The organism is Mucilaginibacter aureus, from assembly GCF_053514885.1.
This window is the reverse complement of sequence record NZ_CP170601.1, coordinates 123,463-146,196: the sequence shown is the minus strand read 5'-3', so window position 1 is coordinate 146,196 and position 22,734 is coordinate 123,463. Positions and strand designations below refer to the sequence as shown.

26 protein-coding genes and 1 tRNA gene are annotated in these 22,734 nt (G+C 43.2%); 17 read left to right on the top strand and 10 right to left on the bottom strand.

All coding sequences use genetic code 11. The features are described 5' to 3' along the window. Positions 1–32: 32 nt before the first annotated feature. On the bottom strand, positions 33–1,130 hold the full coding sequence (locus ACFGVR_RS00690) for a hypothetical protein (RefSeq protein ID WP_448700393.1): 1,098 nt from the start codon (positions 1,128–1,130) through the stop codon (positions 33–35). 305 nt (positions 1,131–1,435) lie between these two features. Here ACFGVR_RS00690 and ACFGVR_RS00685 point away from each other — a divergent pair, with 305 nt between their 5' ends. The 6 genes from ACFGVR_RS00685 (at position 1,436) to ACFGVR_RS00660 (ending at position 6,394) form a co-directional block, all read left to right on the top strand. Beyond that, positions 1,436–2,290: an isocitrate lyase/PEP mutase family protein gene (locus ACFGVR_RS00685; RefSeq protein ID WP_448700392.1), complete on the top strand. Its 855-nt coding sequence runs from the start codon at positions 1,436–1,438 to the stop codon at positions 2,288–2,290. Between the two features lie 2 nt (positions 2,291–2,292). After that, positions 2,293–2,904: a hypothetical protein gene (locus ACFGVR_RS00680; RefSeq protein ID WP_448700390.1), complete on the top strand. Its 612-nt coding sequence runs from the start codon at positions 2,293–2,295 to the stop codon at positions 2,902–2,904. 59 nt (positions 2,905–2,963) lie between these two features. Continuing rightward, positions 2,964–3,641: a DUF2461 domain-containing protein gene (locus ACFGVR_RS00675; RefSeq protein WP_448700388.1), complete on the top strand. Its 678-nt coding sequence runs from the start codon at positions 2,964–2,966 to the stop codon at positions 3,639–3,641. Between the two features lie 32 nt (positions 3,642–3,673). Continuing rightward, a complete protein-coding gene (locus ACFGVR_RS00670) occupies positions 3,674–4,702 on the top strand; it encodes a S66 peptidase family protein (protein WP_448700386.1) in 1,029 nt (342 codons plus the stop codon). Positions 4,703–4,853: 151 nt separating this feature from the next. Next, positions 4,854–5,126 carry a DUF4242 domain-containing protein gene (locus tag ACFGVR_RS00665; protein ID WP_448700384.1) on the top strand — a complete coding sequence of 91 codons (273 nt, stop codon included), beginning with the start codon at positions 4,854–4,856 and terminating at the stop codon, positions 5,124–5,126. Between the two features lie 89 nt (positions 5,127–5,215). Continuing rightward, entirely contained in the window at positions 5,216–6,394 is a 1,179-nt protein-coding gene (locus tag ACFGVR_RS00660; RefSeq protein WP_448700383.1) for an MFS transporter, read from the top strand. 95 nt (positions 6,395–6,489) lie between these two features. Here ACFGVR_RS00660 and ACFGVR_RS00655 read toward each other — a convergent pair whose 3' ends face one another. The 3 genes from ACFGVR_RS00655 to ACFGVR_RS00645 all read right to left on the bottom strand — a co-directional run bounded on the left by ACFGVR_RS00655 (position 6,490) and on the right by ACFGVR_RS00645 (position 8,732). After that, positions 6,490–7,161, bottom strand: coding sequence for a DJ-1/PfpI family protein (locus ACFGVR_RS00655; RefSeq protein WP_448700382.1), 672 nt, complete (start codon positions 7,159–7,161; stop codon positions 6,490–6,492). A 174-nt stretch (positions 7,162–7,335) separates the two neighbouring features. Continuing rightward, positions 7,336–8,343, bottom strand: coding sequence for a tetratricopeptide repeat protein (locus ACFGVR_RS00650; RefSeq protein WP_448700379.1), 1,008 nt, complete (start codon positions 8,341–8,343; stop codon positions 7,336–7,338). A gap of 56 nt (positions 8,344–8,399) precedes the next feature. Further along, positions 8,400–8,732, bottom strand: a complete 333-nt coding sequence (locus ACFGVR_RS00645; protein WP_448700377.1) for a hypothetical protein — start codon at positions 8,730–8,732, stop codon at positions 8,400–8,402. Between the two features lie 264 nt (positions 8,733–8,996). Here ACFGVR_RS00645 and ACFGVR_RS00640 point away from each other — a divergent pair, with 264 nt between their 5' ends. Next, the gene (locus ACFGVR_RS00640) at positions 8,997–10,445 is read left to right on the top strand and encodes a tetratricopeptide repeat protein (protein ID WP_448700376.1); all 1,449 of its coding nucleotides are present in this window, start codon (positions 8,997–8,999) and stop codon (positions 10,443–10,445) included. Here the strand turns inward: ACFGVR_RS00640 and ACFGVR_RS00635 are convergent. Further along, on the bottom strand, positions 10,442–10,855 hold the full coding sequence (locus ACFGVR_RS00635) for a hypothetical protein (protein ID WP_448700374.1): 414 nt from the start codon (positions 10,853–10,855) through the stop codon (positions 10,442–10,444). The two genes, ACFGVR_RS00640 and ACFGVR_RS00635, sit on opposite strands and share 4 nt — an antisense overlap. A 9-nt stretch (positions 10,856–10,864) precedes the next feature. After that, positions 10,865–11,026, bottom strand: a complete 162-nt coding sequence (locus ACFGVR_RS00630) for a phosphatidate cytidylyltransferase (RefSeq protein ID WP_448700372.1) — start codon at positions 11,024–11,026, stop codon at positions 10,865–10,867. 139 nt (positions 11,027–11,165) lie between these two features. Between ACFGVR_RS00630 and ACFGVR_RS00625 the strand changes: the two genes are divergently transcribed. After that, the gene (locus ACFGVR_RS00625; protein ID WP_448700371.1) at positions 11,166–11,483 is read left to right on the top strand and encodes a hypothetical protein; all 318 of its coding nucleotides are present in this window, start codon (positions 11,166–11,168) and stop codon (positions 11,481–11,483) included. Here the strand turns inward: ACFGVR_RS00625 and ACFGVR_RS00620 are convergent, their stop codons facing one another. Together ACFGVR_RS00620 and ACFGVR_RS00615 are read right to left on the bottom strand one after the other, a co-directional pair. Beyond that, complete coding sequence (locus ACFGVR_RS00620; RefSeq protein ID WP_448700370.1) at positions 11,484–12,038, bottom strand: histidine phosphatase family protein; 555 nt, start codon at positions 12,036–12,038, stop codon at positions 11,484–11,486. It abuts the gene before it with no gap. A 68-nt stretch (positions 12,039–12,106) separates the two neighbouring features. Beyond that, entirely contained in the window at positions 12,107–12,478 is a 372-nt protein-coding gene (locus tag ACFGVR_RS00615) for a response regulator transcription factor (protein WP_448700369.1), read from the bottom strand. Between the two features lie 146 nt (positions 12,479–12,624). On the opposite strand from ACFGVR_RS00615, the gene ACFGVR_RS00610 reads away from it, so the two are divergent. The 9 genes from ACFGVR_RS00610 to ACFGVR_RS00570 all read left to right on the top strand — a co-directional run bounded on the left by ACFGVR_RS00610 (position 12,625) and on the right by ACFGVR_RS00570 (position 21,186). Continuing rightward, positions 12,625–13,131 carry a hypothetical protein gene (locus ACFGVR_RS00610; RefSeq protein WP_448700368.1) on the top strand — a complete coding sequence of 169 codons (507 nt, stop codon included), beginning with the start codon at positions 12,625–12,627 and terminating at the stop codon, positions 13,129–13,131. A gap of 45 nt (positions 13,132–13,176) precedes the next feature. Beyond that, the gene (locus tag ACFGVR_RS00605; RefSeq protein ID WP_448700367.1) at positions 13,177–14,139 is read left to right on the top strand and encodes an acetyl-CoA carboxylase carboxyltransferase subunit alpha; all 963 of its coding nucleotides are present in this window, start codon (positions 13,177–13,179) and stop codon (positions 14,137–14,139) included. Positions 14,140–14,549: 410 nt separating this feature from the next. After that, positions 14,550–14,620 (top strand) — tRNA-Gln (locus ACFGVR_RS00600). Positions 14,621–14,730: 110 nt separating this feature from the next. Then, positions 14,731–15,675: a ribose-phosphate pyrophosphokinase gene (locus ACFGVR_RS00595; RefSeq protein ID WP_448700365.1), complete on the top strand. Its 945-nt coding sequence runs from the start codon at positions 14,731–14,733 to the stop codon at positions 15,673–15,675. Between the two features lie 130 nt (positions 15,676–15,805). Further along, entirely contained in the window at positions 15,806–16,384 is a 579-nt protein-coding gene (locus ACFGVR_RS00590) for a 50S ribosomal protein L25/general stress protein Ctc (protein WP_448700364.1), read from the top strand. A 170-nt stretch (positions 16,385–16,554) separates the two neighbouring features. Continuing rightward, positions 16,555–17,235, top strand: a complete 681-nt coding sequence (locus ACFGVR_RS00585) for a hypothetical protein (RefSeq protein WP_448700363.1) — start codon at positions 16,555–16,557, stop codon at positions 17,233–17,235. Between the two features lie 216 nt (positions 17,236–17,451). After that, positions 17,452–17,877, top strand: a complete 426-nt coding sequence (locus ACFGVR_RS00580) for a DUF2147 domain-containing protein (protein ID WP_448700362.1) — start codon at positions 17,452–17,454, stop codon at positions 17,875–17,877. A gap of 132 nt (positions 17,878–18,009) precedes the next feature. After that, positions 18,010–19,974 carry a tetratricopeptide repeat protein gene (locus tag ACFGVR_RS00575; protein ID WP_448700361.1) on the top strand — a complete coding sequence of 655 codons (1,965 nt, stop codon included), beginning with the start codon at positions 18,010–18,012 and terminating at the stop codon, positions 19,972–19,974. Between the two features lie 66 nt (positions 19,975–20,040). Further along, entirely contained in the window at positions 20,041–21,186 is a 1,146-nt protein-coding gene (locus ACFGVR_RS00570) for a toxin-antitoxin system YwqK family antitoxin (RefSeq protein WP_448700360.1), read from the top strand. A gap of 93 nt (positions 21,187–21,279) precedes the next feature. On the opposite strand, the gene ACFGVR_RS00565 is transcribed toward ACFGVR_RS00570, so the two are convergent. Both ACFGVR_RS00565 and ACFGVR_RS00560 read right to left on the bottom strand, forming a co-directional pair. Continuing rightward, the gene (locus ACFGVR_RS00565; protein ID WP_448700359.1) at positions 21,280–21,597 is read right to left on the bottom strand and encodes an MmcQ/YjbR family DNA-binding protein; all 318 of its coding nucleotides are present in this window, start codon (positions 21,595–21,597) and stop codon (positions 21,280–21,282) included. 56 nt (positions 21,598–21,653) lie between these two features. Next, positions 21,654–22,634: a beta-propeller domain-containing protein gene (locus ACFGVR_RS00560; RefSeq protein ID WP_448700358.1), complete on the bottom strand. Its 981-nt coding sequence runs from the start codon at positions 22,632–22,634 to the stop codon at positions 21,654–21,656. Positions 22,635–22,734: the final 100 nt, after the last annotated feature.

The window sequence follows — 22,734 nt, the reverse complement described above, 5'->3', positions numbered from 1 at the left end:
CATGATCTTGCCACATGCAGGATCATCGCTTTTTATTGCCGGCCTATCACCGGTACAGGCTTGCGCGCCGCTACCACCTGGATCCCGCTAACCTCTCCGTTATGCGCAAGTTTTTTCATTACGCCATTTTTCCAATATGCGGCACCATCTGCAAAACCGGCTATATATACATCATTGCCTAACAAAGTAACGGCGTTCAATCCTGAACTCCCGGCGATAGTTTTAAGTACCCCGTCTTGCCAATACGCACCTGCAACGTCTGCAACAGCAATATTATAACCAACTACATAGGTGTGAGTGATGAAGGCATTAGACTCTCCAACTGCAATAGCGTAGGCTTCCGCATGGTTAGGTGCACCTGTTAATAGCTTTGTGAGGCCATTTTTCCAAAAAGTTGCCGCGGTGGTAAACGGCTCCGGGTTTACCCGGCCGGCGGTGTATACATCAGTGCCGTCATAAAAAACCGACCGTGCAGTACCGGATAGGCCAGGGCTTAAACTGGTAGCTACACCATTTTTCCAGTAAACTGCCGAAAAGTTGATGTCACCGGCAATATAAACATCTGTCCCACTTAGAAATATTCCGTTTGCGTTGGATGTATTTGATGCAGTTGTGAGTGGGGTTTCCACCCCATCCTGCCATAGCGCGGCCTGATGGGAGCCGGCTGCGTTTATGATATCGCCTGCTATATACACAGATCCGGTAACACTGTTTACAGCAATGGCATTTGCAATAGTGTGATCAGGCAGTCTTTTTTCGACACCATTTACCCAGTACACACCGGTAACTCCTGCTTCCGTAGCATAATAACCGCTTACATAAACATTGGTGCCATTAACAACTATGCCCGTTGTAGTTGCAAAAACATTTGTTCCTGAAGATGATAGTTGCTTCATAACGCCATTTTTCCAATAAACCGCATTTGTACTATTGGTCGGCGTATCCGTTACCTCGCCCGAGACGTATACAACCGTATCAATAAGATTAAAGCTATTGACGTCGGTAGGTGCCCCAGCCTCTTTTTTTTGCGTGTTTTTTGCAACAACTGCGGGGTTTTCTACAGATTTTACACATGCCGTCAATCCCATTACAGCAATTAAGAGAAAAATAAAGCAGTTTTTAGTTTTCATCGTTGTAAGTTTTTTATAGGTCGATATTTAATTTGTTTTTCGACTGCATGACAAGCCGGGTTATCATAAGGTTGCCTGGGGGGAATAAATTAGTCGCCACAAAAAAATAGTTATACAAAGCAACCATTGGCATGCATCTGCTGTGTTACACATGCAAATAAATAACCGGTTTGAACCGGAATATCAATTAGCCCAAATAATCAATAATTAAAATACCTTACACCGATGTCTAGCTGCAAAATTGCCCTCAATGGTTTGGGGGCTTTTTGTTTATTTCCTTAATTTAGCTTTAAATACCTTTACTTATGACTATACCGACAGTCTCTTTCTTACAGGCAAAAGCCGAAACTTTCAGGGAGCTGCATCAGCGCCCGGGTATTTTTGTGATCCCTAACCCCTGGGATGCAGGCTCGGCAAGGGTATTGCAAACACTGGGTTTTGAGGCATTGGCCACTACCAGCGCCGGCCTGGCCTACTCGTTAGGTAAACCCGATGGGCATGCTTCCATTACCCGGGAAGAAACCTTGCAAAACGTACAAAGCATTGTTGCGGCAAGCAGCTTGCCGGTAGCTGCCGACCTGGAGAATGGCTTTGGCCACGACCCCGAAGCCTGCGCCGAAACTATTTTATTAGGTGCTAAAGCCGGCTTGTGCGGCGGCTCGATCGAAGATAATACAGGCAACGCTGATGAGCATATTTACCCGTTTGATTTGGCGGTTGAGCGGGTTAAGGCCGCTGTTGCTGCCGCCCGCAGTTTACCCTATCCGTTTACGCTAACGGCCCGTGCCGAAAATCTCATCTACGGCAGGCCCGATCTGAAAGATACCATTAACAGGTTAGTAGCTTTTGCTGATGCCGGTGCCGATGTATTGTTTGCGCCGGGTTTGCGCACTGCCGAAGACATAGCTGCCGTGGTAAAAGCAGTATCGCCAAAACCGTTGAATGTAGTGATGGGTTTGGCGGGCACCGGCTTTTCATTAACCCAACTGGAAGACCTGGGCGTTAAACGGGTAAGCTTAGGTTCGTATTTGATCCGGTCGGCCTACGGGGCGTTTTTCAGGGCGATTGAAGAGGTAGCACAAAAAGGTACTTTTAGCCAGGCAAACGAGGCAAAACCCTATGCCGATCTCAATAAATTGTTTGGCAGTTATCAATCATAACAATGCTGCAAAACCGGGTTGACCCTTTTGGCAATTTGATCAAAACACCGGCGCGTGGTGCCTGGCTGGGTAACCGCGGCGTGATCCATAATGCTGAGCAGGAGATAGTACGCCCTTTTAAACTCAAGGCCTGGATAATTTGTATGCTGGAGTTCAGGGGCCGCCATCGGGAAGTGATGATGCCCGACCGCTGGACCGAGCTTTTCTTTCTGGACGAAGCGACTGCATTTTCGGCCGGGCACCGGCCTTGTTTTCAATGCCGCTACGCCGATCATCAGCGGTTTAAGCAAGCCTGGCTGAAAGGTAATCCCCAGTACGGCTATAACGATAAAACATCCATCGCTAAAATCGACGAGATCATTCACCGGGAAAGGATCGGTCGCGATAAGCAAAAAGTAACTTACCAGGATGAGGTGGATACATTACCCAATGGTGCCTTTATCGCGATAGGTGACGAGCCTTACCTGGTTGCCAATGGGCAGATCTATCAATGGACGCCTTTTGGTTATCAGCAAAAGATCGCTTTCCCGCAGGATAAGATGGTCAGCGTATTAACACCAAAATCGATAGTGAATACCTTCAGGGCCGGGTACCCACCGCAAATGGCAGTGTAATGACGGGGATAACTTGTCAATCTGCTACTTTTATGGAATAATAATTTTCAATGACTAACATGCAGATCAACGCCTCTGGCTTCGGGTTTTTAAATGAGCTAAAGCAAAATAACAACCGCGAATGGTTTGCCGCTCATAAAGACGAATTTCAAAAAGAGCAGCTTAATTTGGAAGCTTTCGCCGATGCTTTGCTGCAAAAAATGAATATGCACGATGTTATTGAAACGCCATCGGGTAAAAAGAGCCTGTATCGTATTTATCGTGATACACGTTTTTCAAACAATAAAACTCCATATAAAACACACTGGAGCGGCAGCTTTAAACGGGCCACCAAATACCGCCGCGGCGGGTATTATTTTCACCTTGAGCCGGGCAGCAGTTTTGTAGCTGGCGGCTTTTTCGGCCCTAACCCGCAGGATCTGAAACTGATCAGGAATGATATCGCTTTTGATGCATCCCCGTTAAGGGCAATTTTAAACAGCGGGCCTTTTGTTGCTGCATTTAAAACCTTGCACGGCGAGCAGGTAAAAACAGCGCCTAAAGGTTTTGCCGCCGATCATGAAGCTATTGACCTGTTACGGTATAAACAGTTTTTGCTGATGCGGCATTTTACCGATGATGAAGTTTTGAGCACTGATTTTTTGGCTAAAGCCGATGAAACCTACCAAAACATGCGCCCGTTTTTTGATTATATGAGCGAGGTATTAACTACCGATATTAACGGCATTGAGTTGTGATAGCATAAATTTGCTATCTTGACCGCCGTAACATGAACCGGAAACACTTTATCTCGTCATTAGCAACCGCAGGGGCCGCATTATCAACCACACCGTTATGGGCTGCATCGGCTGCACCAACCACCGGCCGCCGAAAGCATAAAATACCACCATATTTACAACCGGGGGATACCATTGGTATTACCAGCCCGGCAGGATATATTAGCCTCAATGAGATACAACCGGCTGTACAACTGATGGAAAGCTGGGGCTTTAAAGTGCTTACAGGGACATCAGTTGGTAAAAAGGATTTTACTTACGGCGGTACCGACGAAGAAAGACTAACCGACCTGCAGCAAATGCTGGATAATCCCGACATTAAGGCTATTATGTGCGCCAGAGGCGGTTACGGCGTAGTGCGGATAATTGACCGGCTTAACTTTAAGCAATTTAAAAAGCATCCCAAATGGGTTATCGGCTTTAGCGATATCACGGTATTGCATTGTCATATTAACCGTAACCTGGGCATAGCTACTTTGCATTCAAAAATGTGCAACAGTTTTCCGGACGATTGGACGAAGGCCGAACCTATACAGATCACAACTATCTTATCGATCAAACAAGCCCTTACCGGCGAAGACATGAAATACCAGTCGCCAACTTCAACATCAAACCGGCCAGGCAAGGCAGAGGGCGCTTTGGTTGGCGGTAATTTAAGTATGATAACCACCCTCTCGGGCACACCATCGGATCAGGAAACTAAAGGAAAAATACTTTTTGTGGAAGACACCGGGGAATATTTGTACAGCATTGACCGTATGTTCTGGAACCTGAAACGCACAGGTAAGCTGGATAAACTGGCAGGCTTGATCATTGGTGGGTTTAAATTAAAACCCGACGAACCCGGTGATGAGTTTGGCAAAACAGTTTACGAAATTGTGATGGAAAAAGTAAAAGAATATGATTACCCGGTTTGTTTTGACTTCCCGGTTGGGCATCAACGCAGTAATTTTGCATTAAAATGCGGCGTTCAGCATCTGCTGGAAGTAGGGGCCGATGGCGGTACGCTTCAGTCGCTATAGCAAAATGTAATAACCTGATAATATGTTGTTTAATTAATAGGTAAACGGGCAAGGCAACCGCAGTTAACTTTTTTTCGTGTTGATAAGAATCCTCAGGGCTTTATAAACCGTGCCCATAATTTGAGGTATCTCATTTACATTAAATTTTATCATGAAAAAATTTGTTATTGAAAGAGACCTTCCGGGTGCCGGAAAATTAAGTGTTGAACAACTACAGGCCATTACACAAACCTCATGCAGCGCCGTAAACGACATGCGCAAGCCTTACCATTGGGTACAATCGTATGTTACCGACAACAAAATATACTGCGTACACATTGCCGAAAACGAAGAAGTAATTCGCGAGCATGCCGCTTTAGGTGGCTTCCCGGTAACTTCAATATCCGAGGTGAAGGCCATGATCGACCCATCTACCGGAAAGTAATCAATGCTTTCTTATTACGTTAAAACAACGTATCATTGAAATATAAACCTGGTTGCACTAAACTTACAGGTAAATAAGCTAAGTAAAAAATGAAGCGCACCCTGCCTGTAATCGTTATCGCTCAGTTTTTCTGTACTTCCCTGTGGTTTGCCGGGAATGCGATAATGACCGATATAGCCAAACAATTACACCTGGATACCGCTTATCTGGCTTATTTAACCAGCGCGGTGCAATCGGGTTTTATTACCGGCACATTAATTTTTGCCATTTTGAGCATTGCCGACAGGTTTTCGCCATCCAAAGTGTTTTTTGTTTGCGCCATGATTGCCGCATGTATTAACCTGGCCGTTAGTTTATCCGGCATTAGCCTGCCGCAGTTAATTTTGTGCCGCTTTTTAACAGGTTTTTTCCTTGCCGGGATCTATCCTGTGGGGATGAAGATCGCATCGGACCATTATGAGCACGGTCTGGGCAGGTCGCTGGGTTTTTTGGTAGGCGCGCTGGTTTTGGGTACTGCTTTCCCGCACTTTTTAAAAAGTATGATGACCGGCTTACCGTGGAAGTACGTTATTTATTCAACCTCGGGCCTTTCGGTATTGGGCGGCATAGCCATGCTATTACTGGTGCCCGATGGGCCTTACCGCAAATCGGGGCAAAAACTTAAATTCAACTCATTTCTGCAAAGCTTTCGCCACAGGCAGTTCAGGGCTGCGGCTCTGGGTTATTTTGGCCATATGTGGGAGTTATATGCCTTTTGGGTATTTGTACCGGTAATATTAACGGCTTATCAAAACCATTATCCTGCGATACATCTTAATGTACCCTTTCTGTCGTTTTTGATCATTATGTCAGGCAGTTTTGCCTGTGCTTTCAGCGGGTTAATTTCGCAACGTTTCGGAGTGAAGAGGATCGCAACTATAGCGCTATCGCTATCATGTATCTGCTGTATTGTTTCGCCACTGGTATTATTCAATAGTTCGATCACTATATTTATTATATTTTTATTTATCTGGAGTATGGCCGTTATTGCCGACTCGCCTTTGTTTTCCACCCTGGTTGCCCAAAATGCCCCTGTAGCAACCAAAGGTACTTCGCTTACTATTGTCAATTGCATAGGTTTTGGTATTACTATAATCAGCATACAGCTTATTAATGCCCTGCGCACCGATGCTAATGCGCAATATATCTATGTCCTATTAGCAATAGGCCCTGTGTTAGGTCTTATTGCATTATCAGGTGGCAGGCAGGTTGCTCAAAGTACTGTATAACTGCGGATTACTTTATTTCTCTTTTTTGATGCCGGGTAGGCGGGTAATTATCGGGAATTCTTTTTTGTTAAACAGGATAATTGTGATGCTACGGCTTAGTGTTTGCTTGTAGTTTTAAGCGGTAAAATGGTGCGTGGTGGTACAGGGGCATCCATATCATACACCATAATATCGGCCACGTTTTGCGCAATGGTTGGTCCGTTATATTTTTTTACCAGGTATAATGCCCCATCAATACCCGAAGTGATGCCGCCCGTTGTTACAAAGTGCCCATCGTCAACGTAACGTACATTTTTAACAAATTTAACGTTGGGCCAGGTGCCCTCGGCATAGGCTATAGCCAGGTAATGCGTGGTGGCACTTTTGCCGTTGAGCAAACCAGTGGGCGCCAGGCTGTATAGCCCAACACATACCGACATGATGATCTTTTTTTGATTACCCATTTTTAAAATATAATCAATATAGGGTTGAGGGGCCGGGATAGAGCAATCTGTACCATCGGCGGCTATGCAACCCGGAATTACAACCAGGTCGGGCTCGGGACAGTTGGAAAAAGTGTAGGATGGTTTGATAAAAACCGAGCCGTCTTCGCTCACAATAGCATCAGGCTTATCGGCAACGGTATATACGTTATAAGGCAGTCCTTTAAAGGCCGGATCGTTTTTGTAACGGTTAGCATGCAGAAAAACATCTACAGGTCCGTTCATGTCAACTAATTCAACACCGTTAAAAACGAGTACGGCAATATTCATGTAAGATTTCCTCATGGTCCAACAGGTTTAATTGTGAATAGGTGAGTGTATTTAAAAAAAACCTAATTGTTTGATTGTTAGGTTGTTTTTGTTAATAAACTAAGATATATACTTATTTTATTAATAAATATAAGCGAAACACACTTTTGTTAACTAATAATGCGGACGCCAGGTTGAGTAATAGTGGCTTTATAGCCCTCTTTCTGTGGTTTTAAGCCAATCCATTAAGGCGGTCACCTGTGCCGGGTTGCCGGCGGCCCATTTGCTGCTGTCATCTGTATTGTTACCTAAGACGATGGTATGGGTAAAAGCAGGCATATGGTTACTTTGAGCCAGTTTGTAAAAATAAGCTGCGAAAAAATGATCAAATAAGCCTTTATCGGTTCTCTTTTCGGATAGTTGCCATGCTAAATTAAAAATGCCTTTTAATTCATATTCGAGCAAATCAGCACCGGTTAGTTTTTTGGCTTGCCCCGATTTTACCACCTGTGCTATGCTTTGGTTGCCGGAATTTGTCTCTTTATCCTGCTGCGCCGATGAGGAAGTACCACTGAGCACTCCGCCCTGCAAAATATGCTGAATATTGCCATAGGCTTCGGTAGCGCGCGGGCCGGTTGGCTCTAACAGTAAAAAACTGCAAAAACCTAATAAGGCGTTTATCCTTTTATTTTGATGAAAGGTTGCCAATGCATATAACCGCTGGCTGGCTGCGTTTTTTGGATCGTGCTTTATCGCTTCAATAGCACTGCTTTCGGCCTCGGCGTATTGCTTATTCCGGGAGTAGGCTAAGCCTAAATTGTAATAGATCTGCGGGTAATCAGGATTGATTTTGATGGCCTGGTTATAGGTTTCAATCGCTTTTTGCGATTGATTATCCGCATCATAAATGCTTGCCAGTAAGCTATAGGCCGTTACCCTTAACGAAGTGTTATCCGATCTTACTGCTTTTTGTAAATAGGGTATGGCATCTTTCGGCTTTTTTGCTGCGTAAAGTGAAAAAGCCATCTCGTAATTAGCATAGCTGTTTTCGGCATCTGTTTTTAAAACCTCGTTAAATTTATCAATGGCTTCGGCATATTTCCCCTGGTTGTGCAGTTCGATACCTTGTTTTATCAGGTCGGCATTTTGGGCTTTCGCCGGAAAATGAACGCAGCATAATATAAACAGGGCAAAAAATAGCTTACTAATGATCTTCATGCGTTAAAACTACAAAATGTAGTTACGAAGGTCAACTATTTAATGTAAAAGGTGGATCATTCGCCGGCACCGCCATCTAAAGGCCCGGCTGCAAATATGACCTGGAAGAAATACACGATAATGCCCAGCACGATCATGATAATAATAAAAATAGGAGCGTAGACCATCATGCGGAGCCACTTTTCAAAAAGCGCTTTTCTGGCGTCTTTAAAAATAGCCAAGGCGATTACGATACCTAATACGATAACCGGGTAGACAATTTTAAGCGCATTCAATCTACCAGTATCATAATAGATCGGTTTTGCAGGGAATAGCAGCAACACAACAATGATTACTATGGCAGTTATTTTTTCTGGTGTGCTGTGTCTCTCTAAGTCGTTATTCTCCAAAATATAGCAGTGTAGTAGGGTTGTATTTATAACCTATAAAATTTGAAATAATAAAAATTACTTGCAAGTTTTTTTTGTTGCGATGCCCGTAACTATATCTTTTTTGCGTAATCGGCAATAAAACCCCGGTTTTAATTGCTTTTAAGTTAACGTTAAGCAGGCAACAGCATTAAAATTTGTTGAAAAACTGCATACTATTCGTACCTTAGCGGTTATATTAGGTCATCAGGCCAATATAAACCTGGCAATAATTTACTATTAATTATGAAACACTTGTTAAAAACGGTGTTTATTTTTACTCTCCTCTTTGCATCCCGGCTCTCCATGCTTCGTGCTCAGGATTTGCAATTAAGCCCTACCGAAGTATACATTAACAGCGCCATTGTGAAAGAAAACAGCGGCGATTATAAAGCTGCCATTGAAGACTGTAACAAAGCGCTTAACCGCGATTCGCTTAGCGCGATGGCCTATGTTGTAAGGGGTAAGGCCTACCACGATCTTGAAATGGATAAAGAGGCTATGGCCGATTATAATAAAGCGATCTCGATAGCACCGCACAACGCGTCGTTTTATTTAAACCGTGGCGATGCCTATAAAAAAATGAAGCGTTATAACGAGGCTATTATTGATTATAACAAAGCTCTCGCTATCAAAGACCGTTATATTGCAGCTTATGTTAATCGCGCCAACGCAAAAAGCAGCCTTGAACTTTATGGTGAGGCTATTGAAGATAACAACAAGGTAATTGAACTTGATAGCAAAAACTTTATTGCGTATAACAATCGCGGTTACGAAAAAATGAAGTTAGGGCGTTATGCCGATGCCCTTGCCGATTTTAACCGTTGTATCGAGATCCATCCCAATTATGAAAACGCTTATAACAACAAAGGTTCGATAAGCTTATGGCAGGGCGACTACGCTGATGCCATAAAAGAATACTCGAAAGCCTTGTCGTTCTCGCCAAAATCTTCAAAAGCGTATACCAATAAAGGCCTGGCCGAATTTAAAGACGGTAATTACAATGATGCCGAAAACGATTATAAAACGGCCATAGACCTTGACGAAAACAATGCTTACGCTTACCTCAACATGGGTGAGCTAAGATTAGCTATGCGCGATTATAAAAACGCCATCAAAGCCATTAACAGAGCTATTGCTATTGATTCGGCAGATGCACGGGCTTACAACAGTTTAGGCTATGCCTATTTTAAAGCCGGTAATTATAAATATGCCGTTACTTACTATAATAAAGCCATGGCCAAAGGCGGCAATGTTTATAAGCCGTATTACCAGTACAGTAACGAAGCGATGTACGCCTTAAAGCAGCACATCAAAGTAGATTGTAACGTGTTGCAATGGATAAGCCCTGTTGAAGACGTAAATAAGCTGTATAATGGCACCATGGAGATCAATAAATCACAATTGACCATCCGTGTTAAAGTACTTTCGTCGCAACCTGTAAATAAACAAAATATCAGGTTTGTGATCAATAACCAGGTAGTTACCGATATGGGTAAGCTTACTGTGAACGCTACCGCCGATGCGCAGTTAAACAGCGCGACAAATACCTACGAATACGAATATAAGGCCGTTGTGCAAATACCGCCGGGTAAAAGCACCATTAGGGTTAATTACGGCAAAAAACATACCCCCGACCTGATCGTTGATCAAACTACTCCTGTTAGCCAGGTATCGCTAAGCACAGTTAATTAATACTTTTTAATTACGGTTTGTTTTGATTTTGACCGATGCAACAGGTTAGGGATCGCGCCTTTTAATTTATCCCAAACCCCCGTAACCGACTTTTGATTGATCTGCGGGGCTACCTTTTGCGAAACCAGGGCTACCAGCGATTTGATGATAAAGTTAGACTTGCGGAAAAGCGTTTTATTGAGCGTAAGCGGAAGCAATATTTTTGATAACCACGAAAATACATCAGTACCTGGTTTGAAAAGATCGTGTTGATCGCCATGATGGCGTGAGAAAAGCGACCGAACGGTATTAAATATATTTACCGGGCTGTTAAAATGCTCCTTCAGCTCCGCTTCCTGAAACGACTTTTTTTGCCGCAATCTTTCGATCTCGGCCCTTAGTTCGCTAATATTGGTTATTGCGCCGTTCATTTGGGATCATTATTTTCTAAACATTGATACGATCCAGATAATAAGACCCAGGATCACTACAACGGCTAAAATGCCAACTACTGCACCAGCTTTAAATATGTCGCCAATTACGGTACAACTGCTCAGCGCAGTCATCATTACAAATAATAATAGTAAATTAAATTTCTTCATTGTAAAATTGGTTATATCACATACATAATGAACGGAGGTATGAATTTGTTTTATTGGATAATAAGATATGGCGGTTTTATTGGCCTGATAAAAAATAAAAATTTTGTAAACCAAACAGTTAATGGTTTGTTAACAGGATATGAACGGGAACGTGTACATGCTGCGAACGGAGTTGAACCGATTATCCGCCGAAACTATTTATTCAAGGGATACAGCCTTAAAAGTGAGGGTGTATAACCTGTCGGAAGTGGACTTTAAACCAGACGACAGCGAGATACAATTATACGCATGGCATGATAAAGACATTTTAGCGTTCGAGACCATTGACATAACCCCCGAAGACGCCATGGATGTGGTACTCGCTATTAAATGGTACGCGAAATATATAGAGTGTACCGATATGGAGATATTACCTGATGACCCCAGGCAGACTCATGATCACGAAATTGCCGTTTAATTAAAACGAGCAACCGGATGCGGGTTTAAGCCCTTCTTTATCTTTACTGTAAGTTGCTACGCCATTGGTAATGGTTACTATCCAGATACTATCAAAATCGTCGCCATGCCATTTTTTATCAAAGTTAGGCACACCCAGCGCCCTAACAATTGCCGCGATGGATTGATGCTCCCAAACTACCAATACGGTGCCTTTCCGCGTTTTTAAGTCGGCAGCCATTTGTACCGAGTCTTTTTCGGCATGCGAACTGTTCAGGGTTAAACCATATTTAACGGCTGTTGGCGTAATGGTTTGAAACATACGCGATTGTGTGGTTGATTTTCCGTTACCAACCGAGGGTATAAAGGTAAAATCGGGAATGCCGATTTTGGTTTTAATAACATGTGGTAACTGTAAAGCGCGGTTTTCGCCCTGGCAATCCAGGTTATCGCCTTTTGCGGGCTTTTCGCCATGGCGGATGAAATAGATGGTAACTGTTGGGTTTGCAGCTTTGCGGAAACTCATAGCGGCTGCGCATAGCATAACCACAGCTAAAAGCAATAGTTTATATTTCATTGCAATAAGGATTAGGTTACTGCAATATCATAACTTAATAACTCAAAAACAAATAATATATATTATTTTTAAGCAGCCAGCTGATGTTCAATTTTATCGAGCAAACTATAAATATCAAAGGGTTTGGCCACAAAATCATCGGGTGCCCCCTGCTGATCAAGAGTTTCTGACAGATTGTGAGTGGCAGAAATTAATATCACCGGGATATTTGATATTTCCTCGTGTTTATCCTGTTTGATACGTTTACAAATTTCGCGGCCGTCCTGATCGGCCAACATGACATCCAGCAATATCAAATCAGGTTGGTAATCATCTATCCGTTTAAATATCTCATCGCCCCGCGATAGTTTGCATACATCGTAACCACCGTATTCAAGCACATCGCCAATGGCATCTAAAATAGCTAAATCGTCGTCCAGCACTAATATCTTCTTACACATAGCTTTATTTATTATACTTATATACAGGCAATTGCTGTGCCAAACAAATATTTATTACTGTAACAAGCGTGTAAATTTGCCCTTTTTATATTATTTAAAACCAAATGCCGGGATATGCATTATCTTTGAAAGCTTTATTTGGCGCTATGATACGATATTACTTTTTAGCAAGCTGCTTACTATTGATCGTTAACACCTGTTTTGGGCAATCCGCTACGGATAGCGTAACTTCGCCGGCGCGGACTTTGAGCTATAAACAGTACAATGCCTACTTAAATGGCGTTGACTATGATAACCAGGCCCTGGTTGCCGAGTTAAACGATTACCCCGCACCGCAAAGAACCATTGAACTCAAAAAGCAGTTGGGTTTAAGTGCGGACCAACTAACAAAAATTACCGCTATCAATACCGAACTGATTCGCAAAAAAAAGGAGATGGGCCGCTTAATTATCAAAAACGAGCGGGTTTTAGACAGCCTTTTCAGGATAAGAAAGATTAACGATGGCACCCTGGTGTTTGTTGGGCAGCGTACCGATTTATACCGCGGTGAATTGCGCAATGCCATTTTGCAGACGTATCTTAAAGTGTATGATATTTTAACACCAAATCAGCGGGTACGGTATCAGCAATTACATAAACTACAAAACATCTGATTATACCGGTTGAATTTTTTTACTTTTGCCCCATTATAACTGTACATGAAAATTACATTTGATTTTGAAAAACCGCTGGCCGACCTGCAACTGCAGATCGAAAAAGTAAAGCAGGTTGAGGAGAAGACCAAGGTTGATATGTCGGCAACGTTAGCCGAGCTTGAAGATAAATTTGAGGCCACCAAAAAACAAATATTTTCGCATTTAACAGGCTGGCAAAGGGTACAGATATCGCGTCATCCCGAAAGACCCTATACCTTACAGTACATTGAGCTGATGTGCGATGATTTTATTGAGATGCACGGCGACCGTACCGTAGGTGATGATAAAGCAATAGTTGGTGGTTTTGGATCGCTTAACGGCGAAACGGTGATGTTTATCGGTCACCAAAAAGGTATTAACACCAAAATGCGCCAGTACCGCAACTTCGGTATGGCTAATCCCGAAGGCTATCGCAAGGCTTTAAGGCTGATGAAAATGGCCGAAAAATTTAATAAACCTGTTGTGAGCCTGATCGATACACCGGGAGCTTTTCCGGGGCTTGAAGCCGAAGAACGCGGACAGGGTGAAGCTATTGCACGCAATTTGCTCGAAATGTCGGTATTAAAAGTACCTGTTATCTGTGTGATCATAGGCGAAGGAGCATCGGGTGGTGCGTTGGGTATTGGGATAGGGGATAAGGTATTGATGCTCGAAAACTCGTGGTATTCGGTAATATCACCCGAAAACTGCTCGACCATTTTATGGAAAACCTGGGAGAATAAAGAAAAGGCTGCCGAAGTGTTGAAACTGACATCGACAGATATGTATAAAAATAAGCTGATTGACGGCATAGTTAAAGAACCGCTTGGCGGTGCTCACCAGGACCCCGTTGCTATGGCTGCCACACTTAAAAAACAACTGATAAAAGATTTAAAAGCGCTTAAAGAAATTGATACCGATACGTTAGTTAAAGAGCGTATTGATAAATTTTGCTCGATGGGTGTGGTGGTGGATGAAGCCCCATAACCCCCTAAAGGAGGAATTGATATGCAAATATGCAGATGAATAAATGAGCAAATGCCGTTTATTTATTTGCATTTTTATTTAATACCGATTGATACGCGTTAGGGGGTGAAGCGGATACCGGCCCGTGGCTAAGGCCTTGTGTAGTATGAGTGGAACACCCGGCCCGCAGGGAACGCCCCAAAAAGTGAGAAACTGCTACGACCTCACAAGCTAAATGATTAATTGTAAAAACAACACAACAACGCGCAGAGCATCACATTAGAATCAAGTTTCAACGAACAGGATTCAACAAAATGATAATTAGCACATTAAATCGGGCTGATTAAAAAATTAAAATTTAGCTTTTAACTTTAAAAAAATCCTTCTATATTTGCATTCCATTTCGGAAACGCAAGTAACCGATGGGAGATTGCCTGATAGTATAATGGTAGTACGACGGTTTTTGGTACCGTTTGTCTAGGTTCGAATCCTGGTCGGGCAACACAAAGAATATCGGATTTCGGATGTTTGATTTCGGAATCCGATATTTTTATTTTGAATTAGAATATAAAAAATTCGAAATCGAAATTTCGAAATCCGAAATCCCAAAAAATGCCTTTACAATTTAATCCTGTTAAATTATTTGCCGGTTCAGCAACGCTGCCTTTGGCACATAAAATTGCAGAAGCTTATGGTAAAGAATTAGGTAGTGTTACATTGGCGCGGTTTAGCGACGGCGAGTTTCAGCCATCATTTGATGAATCAATTCGCGGAAGTGATGTGTTTTTAATACAAAGCACCTGCCAGCCAACTGATAATTTGATGGAGTTGCTGATGATGATCGACGCCGCACGCAGGGCATCGGCACATTATGTTACCGCGGTTATACCTTATTATGGTTTAGCCCGGCAAGACAGAAAAGATAAGCCACGCGTGGCCATTGGTTCGAAACTGGTAGCTAACTTATTGGTAGCGGCAGGGATAAACCGGATAATGACAATGGATCTGCACGCTGCGCAGATACAAGGGTTCTTTGATATACCGGTTGACCACTTGGATGCTTCGGTGATATTTGTACCGTACATTAAAAGTTTAAAGCTGGGTAATTTAACCATTGCCTCGCCTGATATGGGTGGTTCATACCGCGCACGTACTTTCGCCAAGTTTTTTAACGCAGAAGTAGTTATTTGCGATAAGCGCCGCAAACGGGCCAATGAAATTGAGTCGATGACGGTTATCGGCGATGTTACCGATCAGGATATTGTACTGATAGACGACATTTGCGATACTGCAGGTACGCTGGCAAAAGCGGCCGCTTTGATTATGGAACGCGGAGCCCGCAGTGTAAGAGCGGTTTGTACGCATGCGGTACTATCGGGTAAAGCTTATGAAACGATAGAAAACTCGGCCTTAAGCGAACTGATCGTTACCGATACGATACAGTTAAAGCAGCAGAGCCCTAAGATAAAGGTGCTGTCGACGGCCGAGTTATTTGCAAAGGCTATAACCAATGTTAACGAACATGGGTCGATAGCCAACCTGTTTAAGGTAGATTAGTGTGGTTGATGATTCATAGATCATAGTTTATGGTCTTTGGATATTGAAAAAAAATGGATTGTGATTGCTAAGAACTATCAACCATGATCTATGAACTAAAAAAATTTTTTACAATTAACATAAATAAATAATGAAGTCAATTACTATTAGCGGTTCTTTAAGAGAGAACGTAGGGAAAAGAGACGCCAAGCAACTGCGTTATGATGGCCTTGTGCCTGCAGTGCTGTATGGTGGGGCAACACAAACCCACTTCGCGGTGTCCGTAACTGATCTGAAACCAGTTGTTTATACACCTGTTGTTCATTTCATCGATCTGGATATTGCCGGTAAAAAAGCCCAGGCAATTATTAAAGACATGCAGTTCCATCCATTAACCGAGGAGATCATCCACGTTGATTTTATGGAACTTGATGCCAAAAAACCTGTATCTATCGAAATTCCGGTTCGTTTAACCGGTACTTCGCCAGGTGTAAAAGTAGGTGGTAAATTAGTACAAAAACTGCGCAAACTGCGTGTTAAAGGTTTACCTGCCGATTTTATCGACAATGTTGATGTAAGCATTTCGACTTTAGAAGTTGGCAAATCAGTACGTGTTGGCGATTTAAAACTGGATAAACTGGTTATCACCAATGCTGCCGAAGATACTGTAGTTTCGGTTACTACCTCACGTGCATTACGTCAGGCAGAGCAAGAAGCAGGCAAAAAATAATAACAGTATTTGCTGTAAATTTAAAGGCTTCCCGTATCGGGAAGCCTTTTTTTGTGCTCTTTTTTGTAAACAATATGCTCAAATTTTAAACTTTGCAACAACATATTTAACATATCGCCTCAAACTATACCGATTTTTGCAGGTTATCATATTACCTAAACAACGGCATTATGAAAGCGAGATACTTATTACTTATTATTCTGTGTTTATTTATTAAAACTGTGTTCGCCCAAACTGCTTTAACCGGAACCGTTACCGACGAACATGGAATGATTAAACTGAGCAATGTATTTATCCGAAACATCAGCAATAAGCAAATTGCTTTGACAGATAAGTCGGGCCGTTTTGATATTAAGGCCGCACCCGGCAATGTTTTGATACTAACTTTAGTGGGATATGTGAGCGATACCCTGTATTTGATTGATATGAAGCCTAAGCGCATTGAGCTAAAAATACAAGGCATCAGACTTGGTGAAGTACGGGTGCACGAATCGGCCACGTTTAACCCGCGCGAAGAATACCCGGACGTGTACAAGAAAAGTAAATTCGCTTTATCGCCATCAAATTGGTTTGGGAAAGATGCGCGCGATGCACGGAAGCTTAAGCATTATTTTGATAAAGAAGAACAGCAAAGGCAGATAGATGCTGCATTTAACAAAGTTTTGGTAAGTAGTATTGTGCCTTTAAAGGGCGAAGAGCTGGAGGATTTTATGGCTTTGTACCGGCCATCATTATCATTTGTGAAAAACAGTACACCGCAAACCATGACAGTTTATATCAACGATTCGTACCGTAAGTTTTTAGCATTACCTCCCGACAAACGAAGCTTACCCTCGCTTAACGATAATTAAATGGAATAGCTGGCAGAATCATTTTTAGTAGTTATAACGTTTAAATAATTATCTCAATAAAAATATTTAACTTATTTTAGAACAGCGGCGCAATTATTGGGGATTTGCCGGCAAAGCGCACTATGGCTCGTTTTTTGCGAGAATTGTTTAATTTATATTCACTAATACATGGCAACCCGATATATCAAATTAATAGTTAGCTGTTGGGTTTTAATTGTGAGTGCATGCATAAGTGCAGCCGGATATGCCCAAAGTTATGCCGTATGCGACCAGATATGCGGTAAATGGATGTCGGCGGATAAAAATCTGGCCGTGCAGGTATATAAAGATGGTGACGATTTTAAAGCTAAGATAATTTGGTTCAACGATTCGGATGATAAAGCACATCCCATGGAAGAGCGTGTGGATGTATCAAATCCTGACAAAGCCTTGCGCAATCGTAAGATATTAGGTATGAATGTATTGGAGAACCTGGTATATGATACTAAAAGTAATTCGTGGGAAAAAGGCATTATATACGATGCGGTGCATGGCCGCTATTGGGACTCGTCGGCATACATCGCCGGGGATGGCGCCTTAAAAGTTACCGGTTACTGGCATTTTAAGTTTATTGGTAAAACACTAACCTTTACCAGGATGTAGTTGGTACTGTTTTTGATTTTGCACGTTTGTGGAAACTTTTTTAGCGGGGCAATTGCGGTGAAGAAAGATACGCTATATCTTTACCCCTAATAAAAACTGCATAACAATCATGCGGATGATTAAACCTGTTACATGTTGTTTAACAGAATTATATTCTTTTTTCTACTCTTTTATTATCCAATAGCCGCTTATTGCCAAAAGCCCGCTGCAAATGTTTTACAGCATCCGCAAACTGTAAGTGACTATGATAAGCTGATCAGTTTTTACCGGTATTACAAACCAGATTCGGCAATGTATTACGCCCAATTAGGTGTTGACTTAGCAAAACACAATAAAGACGATAACGGGCTGGCGCTGATGTATAACCAGTTGGGCATGATCAATGACAACCTGGGTAAGTTTGACGAGTCGCGCGAGTTATACCTTACCGCTCATGATATTTATGCCCGTACCGGTTTTCAGAAAGGGATTGCCACTGAACTGATCCGTTTAGGCGTGGTAGAACTACGTAAAGGTAATTATGATAAAGCCATAGGGTATTTTTTAGAGTCGTTAAATGTTAGCGAGCAAAGCGGCAATAAAGCAGGCCAGATGGAAGCTAATGTAACGCTTGCCGAAGGTTACATGGGCCAGCATAAGTACGATGTGGCTTTGAGATATCTGGTAAAAGCCGAAAAGATCAGCGCGACGATCCCTTTTTCTAATATATCGTTAAATCTATATAACGATTATGGGATCCTTTATCGCGATACAGGCGACTTTGATAAAGCGAAGGCTTATTTTAACAAAGGAATAAGCCTGAGTAATAAGCCGCAATACCAGGGGCTTTTTATTAGCCTCACCAACAACCTGGCTTCGGTTTATGCCATGCAAGGGTTTAGGCAAAAATCAATACAATTGCAAAAAACGGCTTTGGCTAAAGCACGTGAAATTAAAAACTACCTGCGTGAAGAACTGACATTGACCGGCCTTGCCGAAACCTACGGAAAAGATGACCCGGCGGAAGCTTTGTTTTATTTTAAACAGGCTCTTGACCTGGTAAAGCAAAAGGGCGCACAAAAGCAGGTAATAGAAATATTGGATAGGATAGCCGATATGTACCAGCTGCAGGGTAAATACAAGGAAGCTTACCTGGCCAAGCAGGAGGAGCATGCCATTGCTGAAAAATACTTTTACCAGGGTATGGCCAAACAAATTGTAAGCCTGCAAAACAAGTACGACCTGGATAAGTCGGTAGCGAAAGTAAAAGAACTGGAATACATTAACGGTAAAGAAAGCCTGGAGCATAAGGTTATACTCACTATTATGGGCGGCGTGGTTATTTTGCTGATATTTTTTGCGTTATTCTACTTCCGCACAAGCAAGCTCAATTGGTTATTGAACAAAACCAATACCGAGCTGCAGGAATCAAATACGGTAAAAGATAAGCTGTTTTCGGTATTGGCACATGACCTGCGGTCGCCACTGGCAACTATCATTAACCTGTTATATGTGATCAGCGATGATGACCTGCCGGCCGAAGAACGTAAAGAACTGATCAATATGGTAACGGTAACCAGCAGCGCCTCGCTGGATACCCTAAACAACCTGTTAAAATGGGGCGAAATGCAGATCAAGGGCATCAGGTTAGCTGCTGCAAACCTGCAGGCGCGCGAGATCGTTACACAGGATATCGACCTGCTTAATGCCTCGGCACAGTTAAAAGGCATTACCGTGAAAAATGATATTGATGAGCAGATACAGGTGTACGCCGACCGGGATCATTTTGAGTTTGTGGTGCGTAACCTGCTCTCCAATGCTATTAAATTTACCGGGGAAGGAGGGTTGATCTCCATCAGTGCAGTACCTCATGAGGCAAGAAACGAAGTACAGTTTACGGTGAAAGATAATGGTGTTGGCATTGATGCCGACCGGATAGTATCCATATTTAATATCGGCAATATCAGCACCGATGGCACCAGAGACGAAAAAGGTACCAGTATTGGCCTGGTGCTTTGTAAAGAATTTATTGAAGCCAACCAGGGCAAAATATGGGTAAAAAGTAAGTTAGGCGAAGGTTCTGAATTTGAGTTTACACTGCGGGCCGCAAAAAACTGATCAGGGGAGTTTTTATTCATATAATTTCGGATAATTATTTTTAATTTAACAGCACCTAAACCTGTTATGAAAACATTTATCACTACCCTAACCGCAAGCCTTTTTATTTCTTTTTTTGCATCAGCACAAACCGCACCAGCGGGGCTCGCAAAAGCATCGGGACCAATGACTATACGTCGTGTCCGGATCAACTTTGTAGGTAAAGACAGTGTTAACCTGGCGCTTAACGAAGATTTTGATATGATTGAGGATAGCTGCAGCCAGATAGTTAGGCATGGGCACCTTAAGCAACGCAAATTTTTCGGGCCGTTTACTGATGTGAGCAGGATCGATCCGTCGCTGATACTTACCGAGGGCAACTATAGCGCCGACGGATTAAAGGACGGGCCGTTTATAAGCCATTATCTTAACGGAAAACTGCAGGCTAAGGGTAATTTTAAAAATAACCAGTACGATGGCCATTGGGAAATATTTTATGATGATGATAAACCCAAACTAACATTTGACGCCAATAATGGTGATATTACCATTACCGATGCCTGGGATGAAAAGGGTAGTAAAACAATAGTTAACGGTAAGGGCACTTACCGGGTTGATATAGCGAATATTTATTGGAGAGGCAAATTACTGAACGGCAAGCCCGATGGAACCTGGAAAGCCTATAAAACAGATGATGCCACCAATACGGATATCATCAGCGAAAGCTACAAGAACGGTGTTTTTCAAAAAGGGAAGGGGCCGCTTGGAGAATATACCGATGCGCCGCGAATGATATTGATACCCACCGATAAGTTACCTTTTACCCGGGCCGAAAAATTGCGTATATCAGCAGTGCCATGTAATGGTGTTAAACGCAAACATATTGTAAACGCGCAATATCAAAATGGGTTAAGTGCTTTTAGCGAAGAGATCAAACAGGTGGTATCGCCGTACCTGGGACGGGTTAACCTGCAGCCTTATGATGATAAAATGGTAGTGGAGGGCGAGGTTACTGAATCAGGCAAGATCGGTAGGTTAGATACCAATAGCCCATTTAATCCCGACATTGCACGCGGGTTGGTGCAGCAATTAAACCGTTTGCCGCCGCTGCAGCCCGCAACTGCCGATGGCAAACCCATAACTCAAAAATTTACCATTACTTTTACCTTTCAACGTGGTATGTATAGTTTTTCGTACCGCTTTTTGCCGATAGACCAGAGCACTTTAAAATAATCAATCACCTGGTAGCAGGGGCATTTAGCGCAAGTGCGGGGCGTAGTATTTTTAACCATTTTGGCTGTACGGCCTGTTTGCTCAATAGCGAAGTTAACCTACCAGGTTATAACTGTTGTCGATAAACGTTTTTAGTTGCTTAACAGAAAGCGAGCCATCCGCGGTAATGGTATTCCAGTGCTTTTTGTTCATGTGGTAACCCGGTTGTATGGCCGGGTATTTTTCGCGGAGCTCGATGGCTTCGGCAGGGTCGCATTTGACGTTGAAGGTGATGGGGTGTTTATCCAGGGGCAGTATCAGGAATATTTTACCCCTGGGGGTTTTAAAAACCAGGGTATCGTTGCCAAAGGGCAGGCCCTCGGTAGCGCCGGGTTTGTCCAGGCAATAATCGCGGATGTCTTCTTCCGACATGGTTACTGAGTTATTAAAGTTACTGGGTTATTAGGTGCTTACGTATCATGCCAAAGCTACCGAATATTTCCAAAATGTTCCTTTTCGGGAATGATCTTTGGGTTATCCAATACCTGGATGGTGGTTGAGCGGCCAAGGTCGACCTCCGGCCCCCAGCTGCGCAAGGCCCAAACTACTTTTTTATCTGGCGTAACTTCGATGACCTGTACGCCGGTACCATCGCCTTTGGCCACCCAGCGATTAATAAGGGTATTGCCGTTTTCGAGGCGAACGGCTCTTTGCATATTCTTCATCTTATAGTCGGGGGCATCGGCAGCGGTAAATTCCCAAACGGTTTCGCCTTTGGGGTTTACTTCGCGCACGCTGGCGCCGCTCATTAGCGTGTTGCCGTTTTTTAAGCGGGTAGCGGCCCAGGCGCCGGGCATATCCACCTGCCAGATGATGTTCCCTGTACCATCGTATTCGCAAACTTTGGCCATATCCATGTGGGCTACCAATAAGGTACCGGCAGCGGTTATACTCACGTGCCTAAATTGCGGGTGCGTTACCAGGGGCTTGCCGGTTTGCAACTCCATTTCGAACAGGTTTTTGCCGGTTGTGATATCGACCACAAATAATTTTGCCGGGTTACCGTTGCGGATGTACAGCACCTTATCGTTACCGATGGGCTGGGCAGTATGGATCTCGTTCCCGGCAGGAGCGGCGTAGTTCCATACCAACTTTTTATCAGCAGTGATCTCAGTGATGCCGAATTGATGCGCGAACAGTACGTTACCGTTTGATAATAACACGGCATCGCTTATTTCGCCGCGGGCGGAGGTATCGGTATAAGTCCACACCACTTTGCCTTTTTTTACTATCGACATGACTTTGTTGCCTTCGCCGGCGTAAAAAAAGTCGTGTTGTGCCAGGCCGTTACCGGGAAGCTCGGCAGGGGCCGAGGGGCCGGCGGCAACAGGAGCGGGCTGGGTTTGCGCCTGTAGTTTTACCGAGAGCAGGCATACCGAAAGCAGAATACAGAGTTTAGATGTACACATGGGTTTGCAAATTGGTGATGTAAATATATTAAAGCAGGCGGCTACATTTAATGAGCGCTTTTGCCAATTTGTTAAAGCGAATGAGCAAAGACAGCGCTTG

What these genes read in the sequence shown, in the direction of transcription:
- ACFGVR_RS00690 (WP_448700393.1), bottom strand. Translation starts at nt 1,130, where the DNA reads ATGAAAACTAAAAACTGCTTTATTTTTCTCTTAATTGCTGTAATGGGA.
- ACFGVR_RS00685 (WP_448700392.1), top strand. Translation starts at nt 1,436, where the DNA reads ATGACTATACCGACAGTCTCTTTCTTACAGGCAAAAGCCGAAACTTTC.
- ACFGVR_RS00680 (WP_448700390.1), top strand. Translation starts at nt 2,293, where the DNA reads ATGCTGCAAAACCGGGTTGACCCTTTTGGCAATTTGATCAAAACACCG.
- ACFGVR_RS00675 (WP_448700388.1), top strand. Translation starts at nt 2,964, where the DNA reads ATGCAGATCAACGCCTCTGGCTTCGGGTTTTTAAATGAGCTAAAGCAA.
- ACFGVR_RS00670 (WP_448700386.1), top strand. Translation starts at nt 3,674, where the DNA reads ATGAACCGGAAACACTTTATCTCGTCATTAGCAACCGCAGGGGCCGCA.
- ACFGVR_RS00665 (WP_448700384.1), top strand. Translation starts at nt 4,854, where the DNA reads ATGAAAAAATTTGTTATTGAAAGAGACCTTCCGGGTGCCGGAAAATTA.
- ACFGVR_RS00660 (WP_448700383.1), top strand. Translation starts at nt 5,216, where the DNA reads ATGAAGCGCACCCTGCCTGTAATCGTTATCGCTCAGTTTTTCTGTACT.
- ACFGVR_RS00655 (WP_448700382.1), bottom strand. Translation starts at nt 7,161, where the DNA reads ATGAGGAAATCTTACATGAATATTGCCGTACTCGTTTTTAACGGTGTT.
- ACFGVR_RS00650 (WP_448700379.1), bottom strand. Translation starts at nt 8,343, where the DNA reads ATGAAGATCATTAGTAAGCTATTTTTTGCCCTGTTTATATTATGCTGC.
- ACFGVR_RS00640 (WP_448700376.1), top strand. Translation starts at nt 8,997, where the DNA reads ATGAAACACTTGTTAAAAACGGTGTTTATTTTTACTCTCCTCTTTGCA.
- ACFGVR_RS00635 (WP_448700374.1), bottom strand. Translation starts at nt 10,855, where the DNA reads ATGAACGGCGCAATAACCAATATTAGCGAACTAAGGGCCGAGATCGAA.
- ACFGVR_RS00630 (WP_448700372.1), bottom strand. Translation starts at nt 11,026, where the DNA reads ATGAAGAAATTTAATTTACTATTATTATTTGTAATGATGACTGCGCTG.
- ACFGVR_RS00625 (WP_448700371.1), top strand. Translation starts at nt 11,166, where the DNA reads ATGAACGGGAACGTGTACATGCTGCGAACGGAGTTGAACCGATTATCC.
- ACFGVR_RS00620 (WP_448700370.1), bottom strand. Translation starts at nt 12,038, where the DNA reads ATGAAATATAAACTATTGCTTTTAGCTGTGGTTATGCTATGCGCAGCC.
- ACFGVR_RS00615 (WP_448700369.1), bottom strand. Translation starts at nt 12,478, where the DNA reads ATGTGTAAGAAGATATTAGTGCTGGACGACGATTTAGCTATTTTAGAT.
- ACFGVR_RS00610 (WP_448700368.1), top strand. Translation starts at nt 12,625, where the DNA reads ATGATACGATATTACTTTTTAGCAAGCTGCTTACTATTGATCGTTAAC.
- ACFGVR_RS00605 (WP_448700367.1), top strand. Translation starts at nt 13,177, where the DNA reads ATGAAAATTACATTTGATTTTGAAAAACCGCTGGCCGACCTGCAACTG.
- ACFGVR_RS00595 (WP_448700365.1), top strand. Translation starts at nt 14,731, where the DNA reads ATGCCTTTACAATTTAATCCTGTTAAATTATTTGCCGGTTCAGCAACG.
- ACFGVR_RS00590 (WP_448700364.1), top strand. Translation starts at nt 15,806, where the DNA reads ATGAAGTCAATTACTATTAGCGGTTCTTTAAGAGAGAACGTAGGGAAA.
- ACFGVR_RS00585 (WP_448700363.1), top strand. Translation starts at nt 16,555, where the DNA reads ATGAAAGCGAGATACTTATTACTTATTATTCTGTGTTTATTTATTAAA.
- ACFGVR_RS00575 (WP_448700361.1), top strand. Translation starts at nt 18,010, where the DNA reads ATGTTGTTTAACAGAATTATATTCTTTTTTCTACTCTTTTATTATCCA.
- ACFGVR_RS00570 (WP_448700360.1), top strand. Translation starts at nt 20,041, where the DNA reads ATGAAAACATTTATCACTACCCTAACCGCAAGCCTTTTTATTTCTTTT.
- ACFGVR_RS00565 (WP_448700359.1), bottom strand. Translation starts at nt 21,597, where the DNA reads ATGTCGGAAGAAGACATCCGCGATTATTGCCTGGACAAACCCGGCGCT.
- ACFGVR_RS00560 (WP_448700358.1), bottom strand. Translation starts at nt 22,634, where the DNA reads ATGTGTACATCTAAACTCTGTATTCTGCTTTCGGTATGCCTGCTCTCG.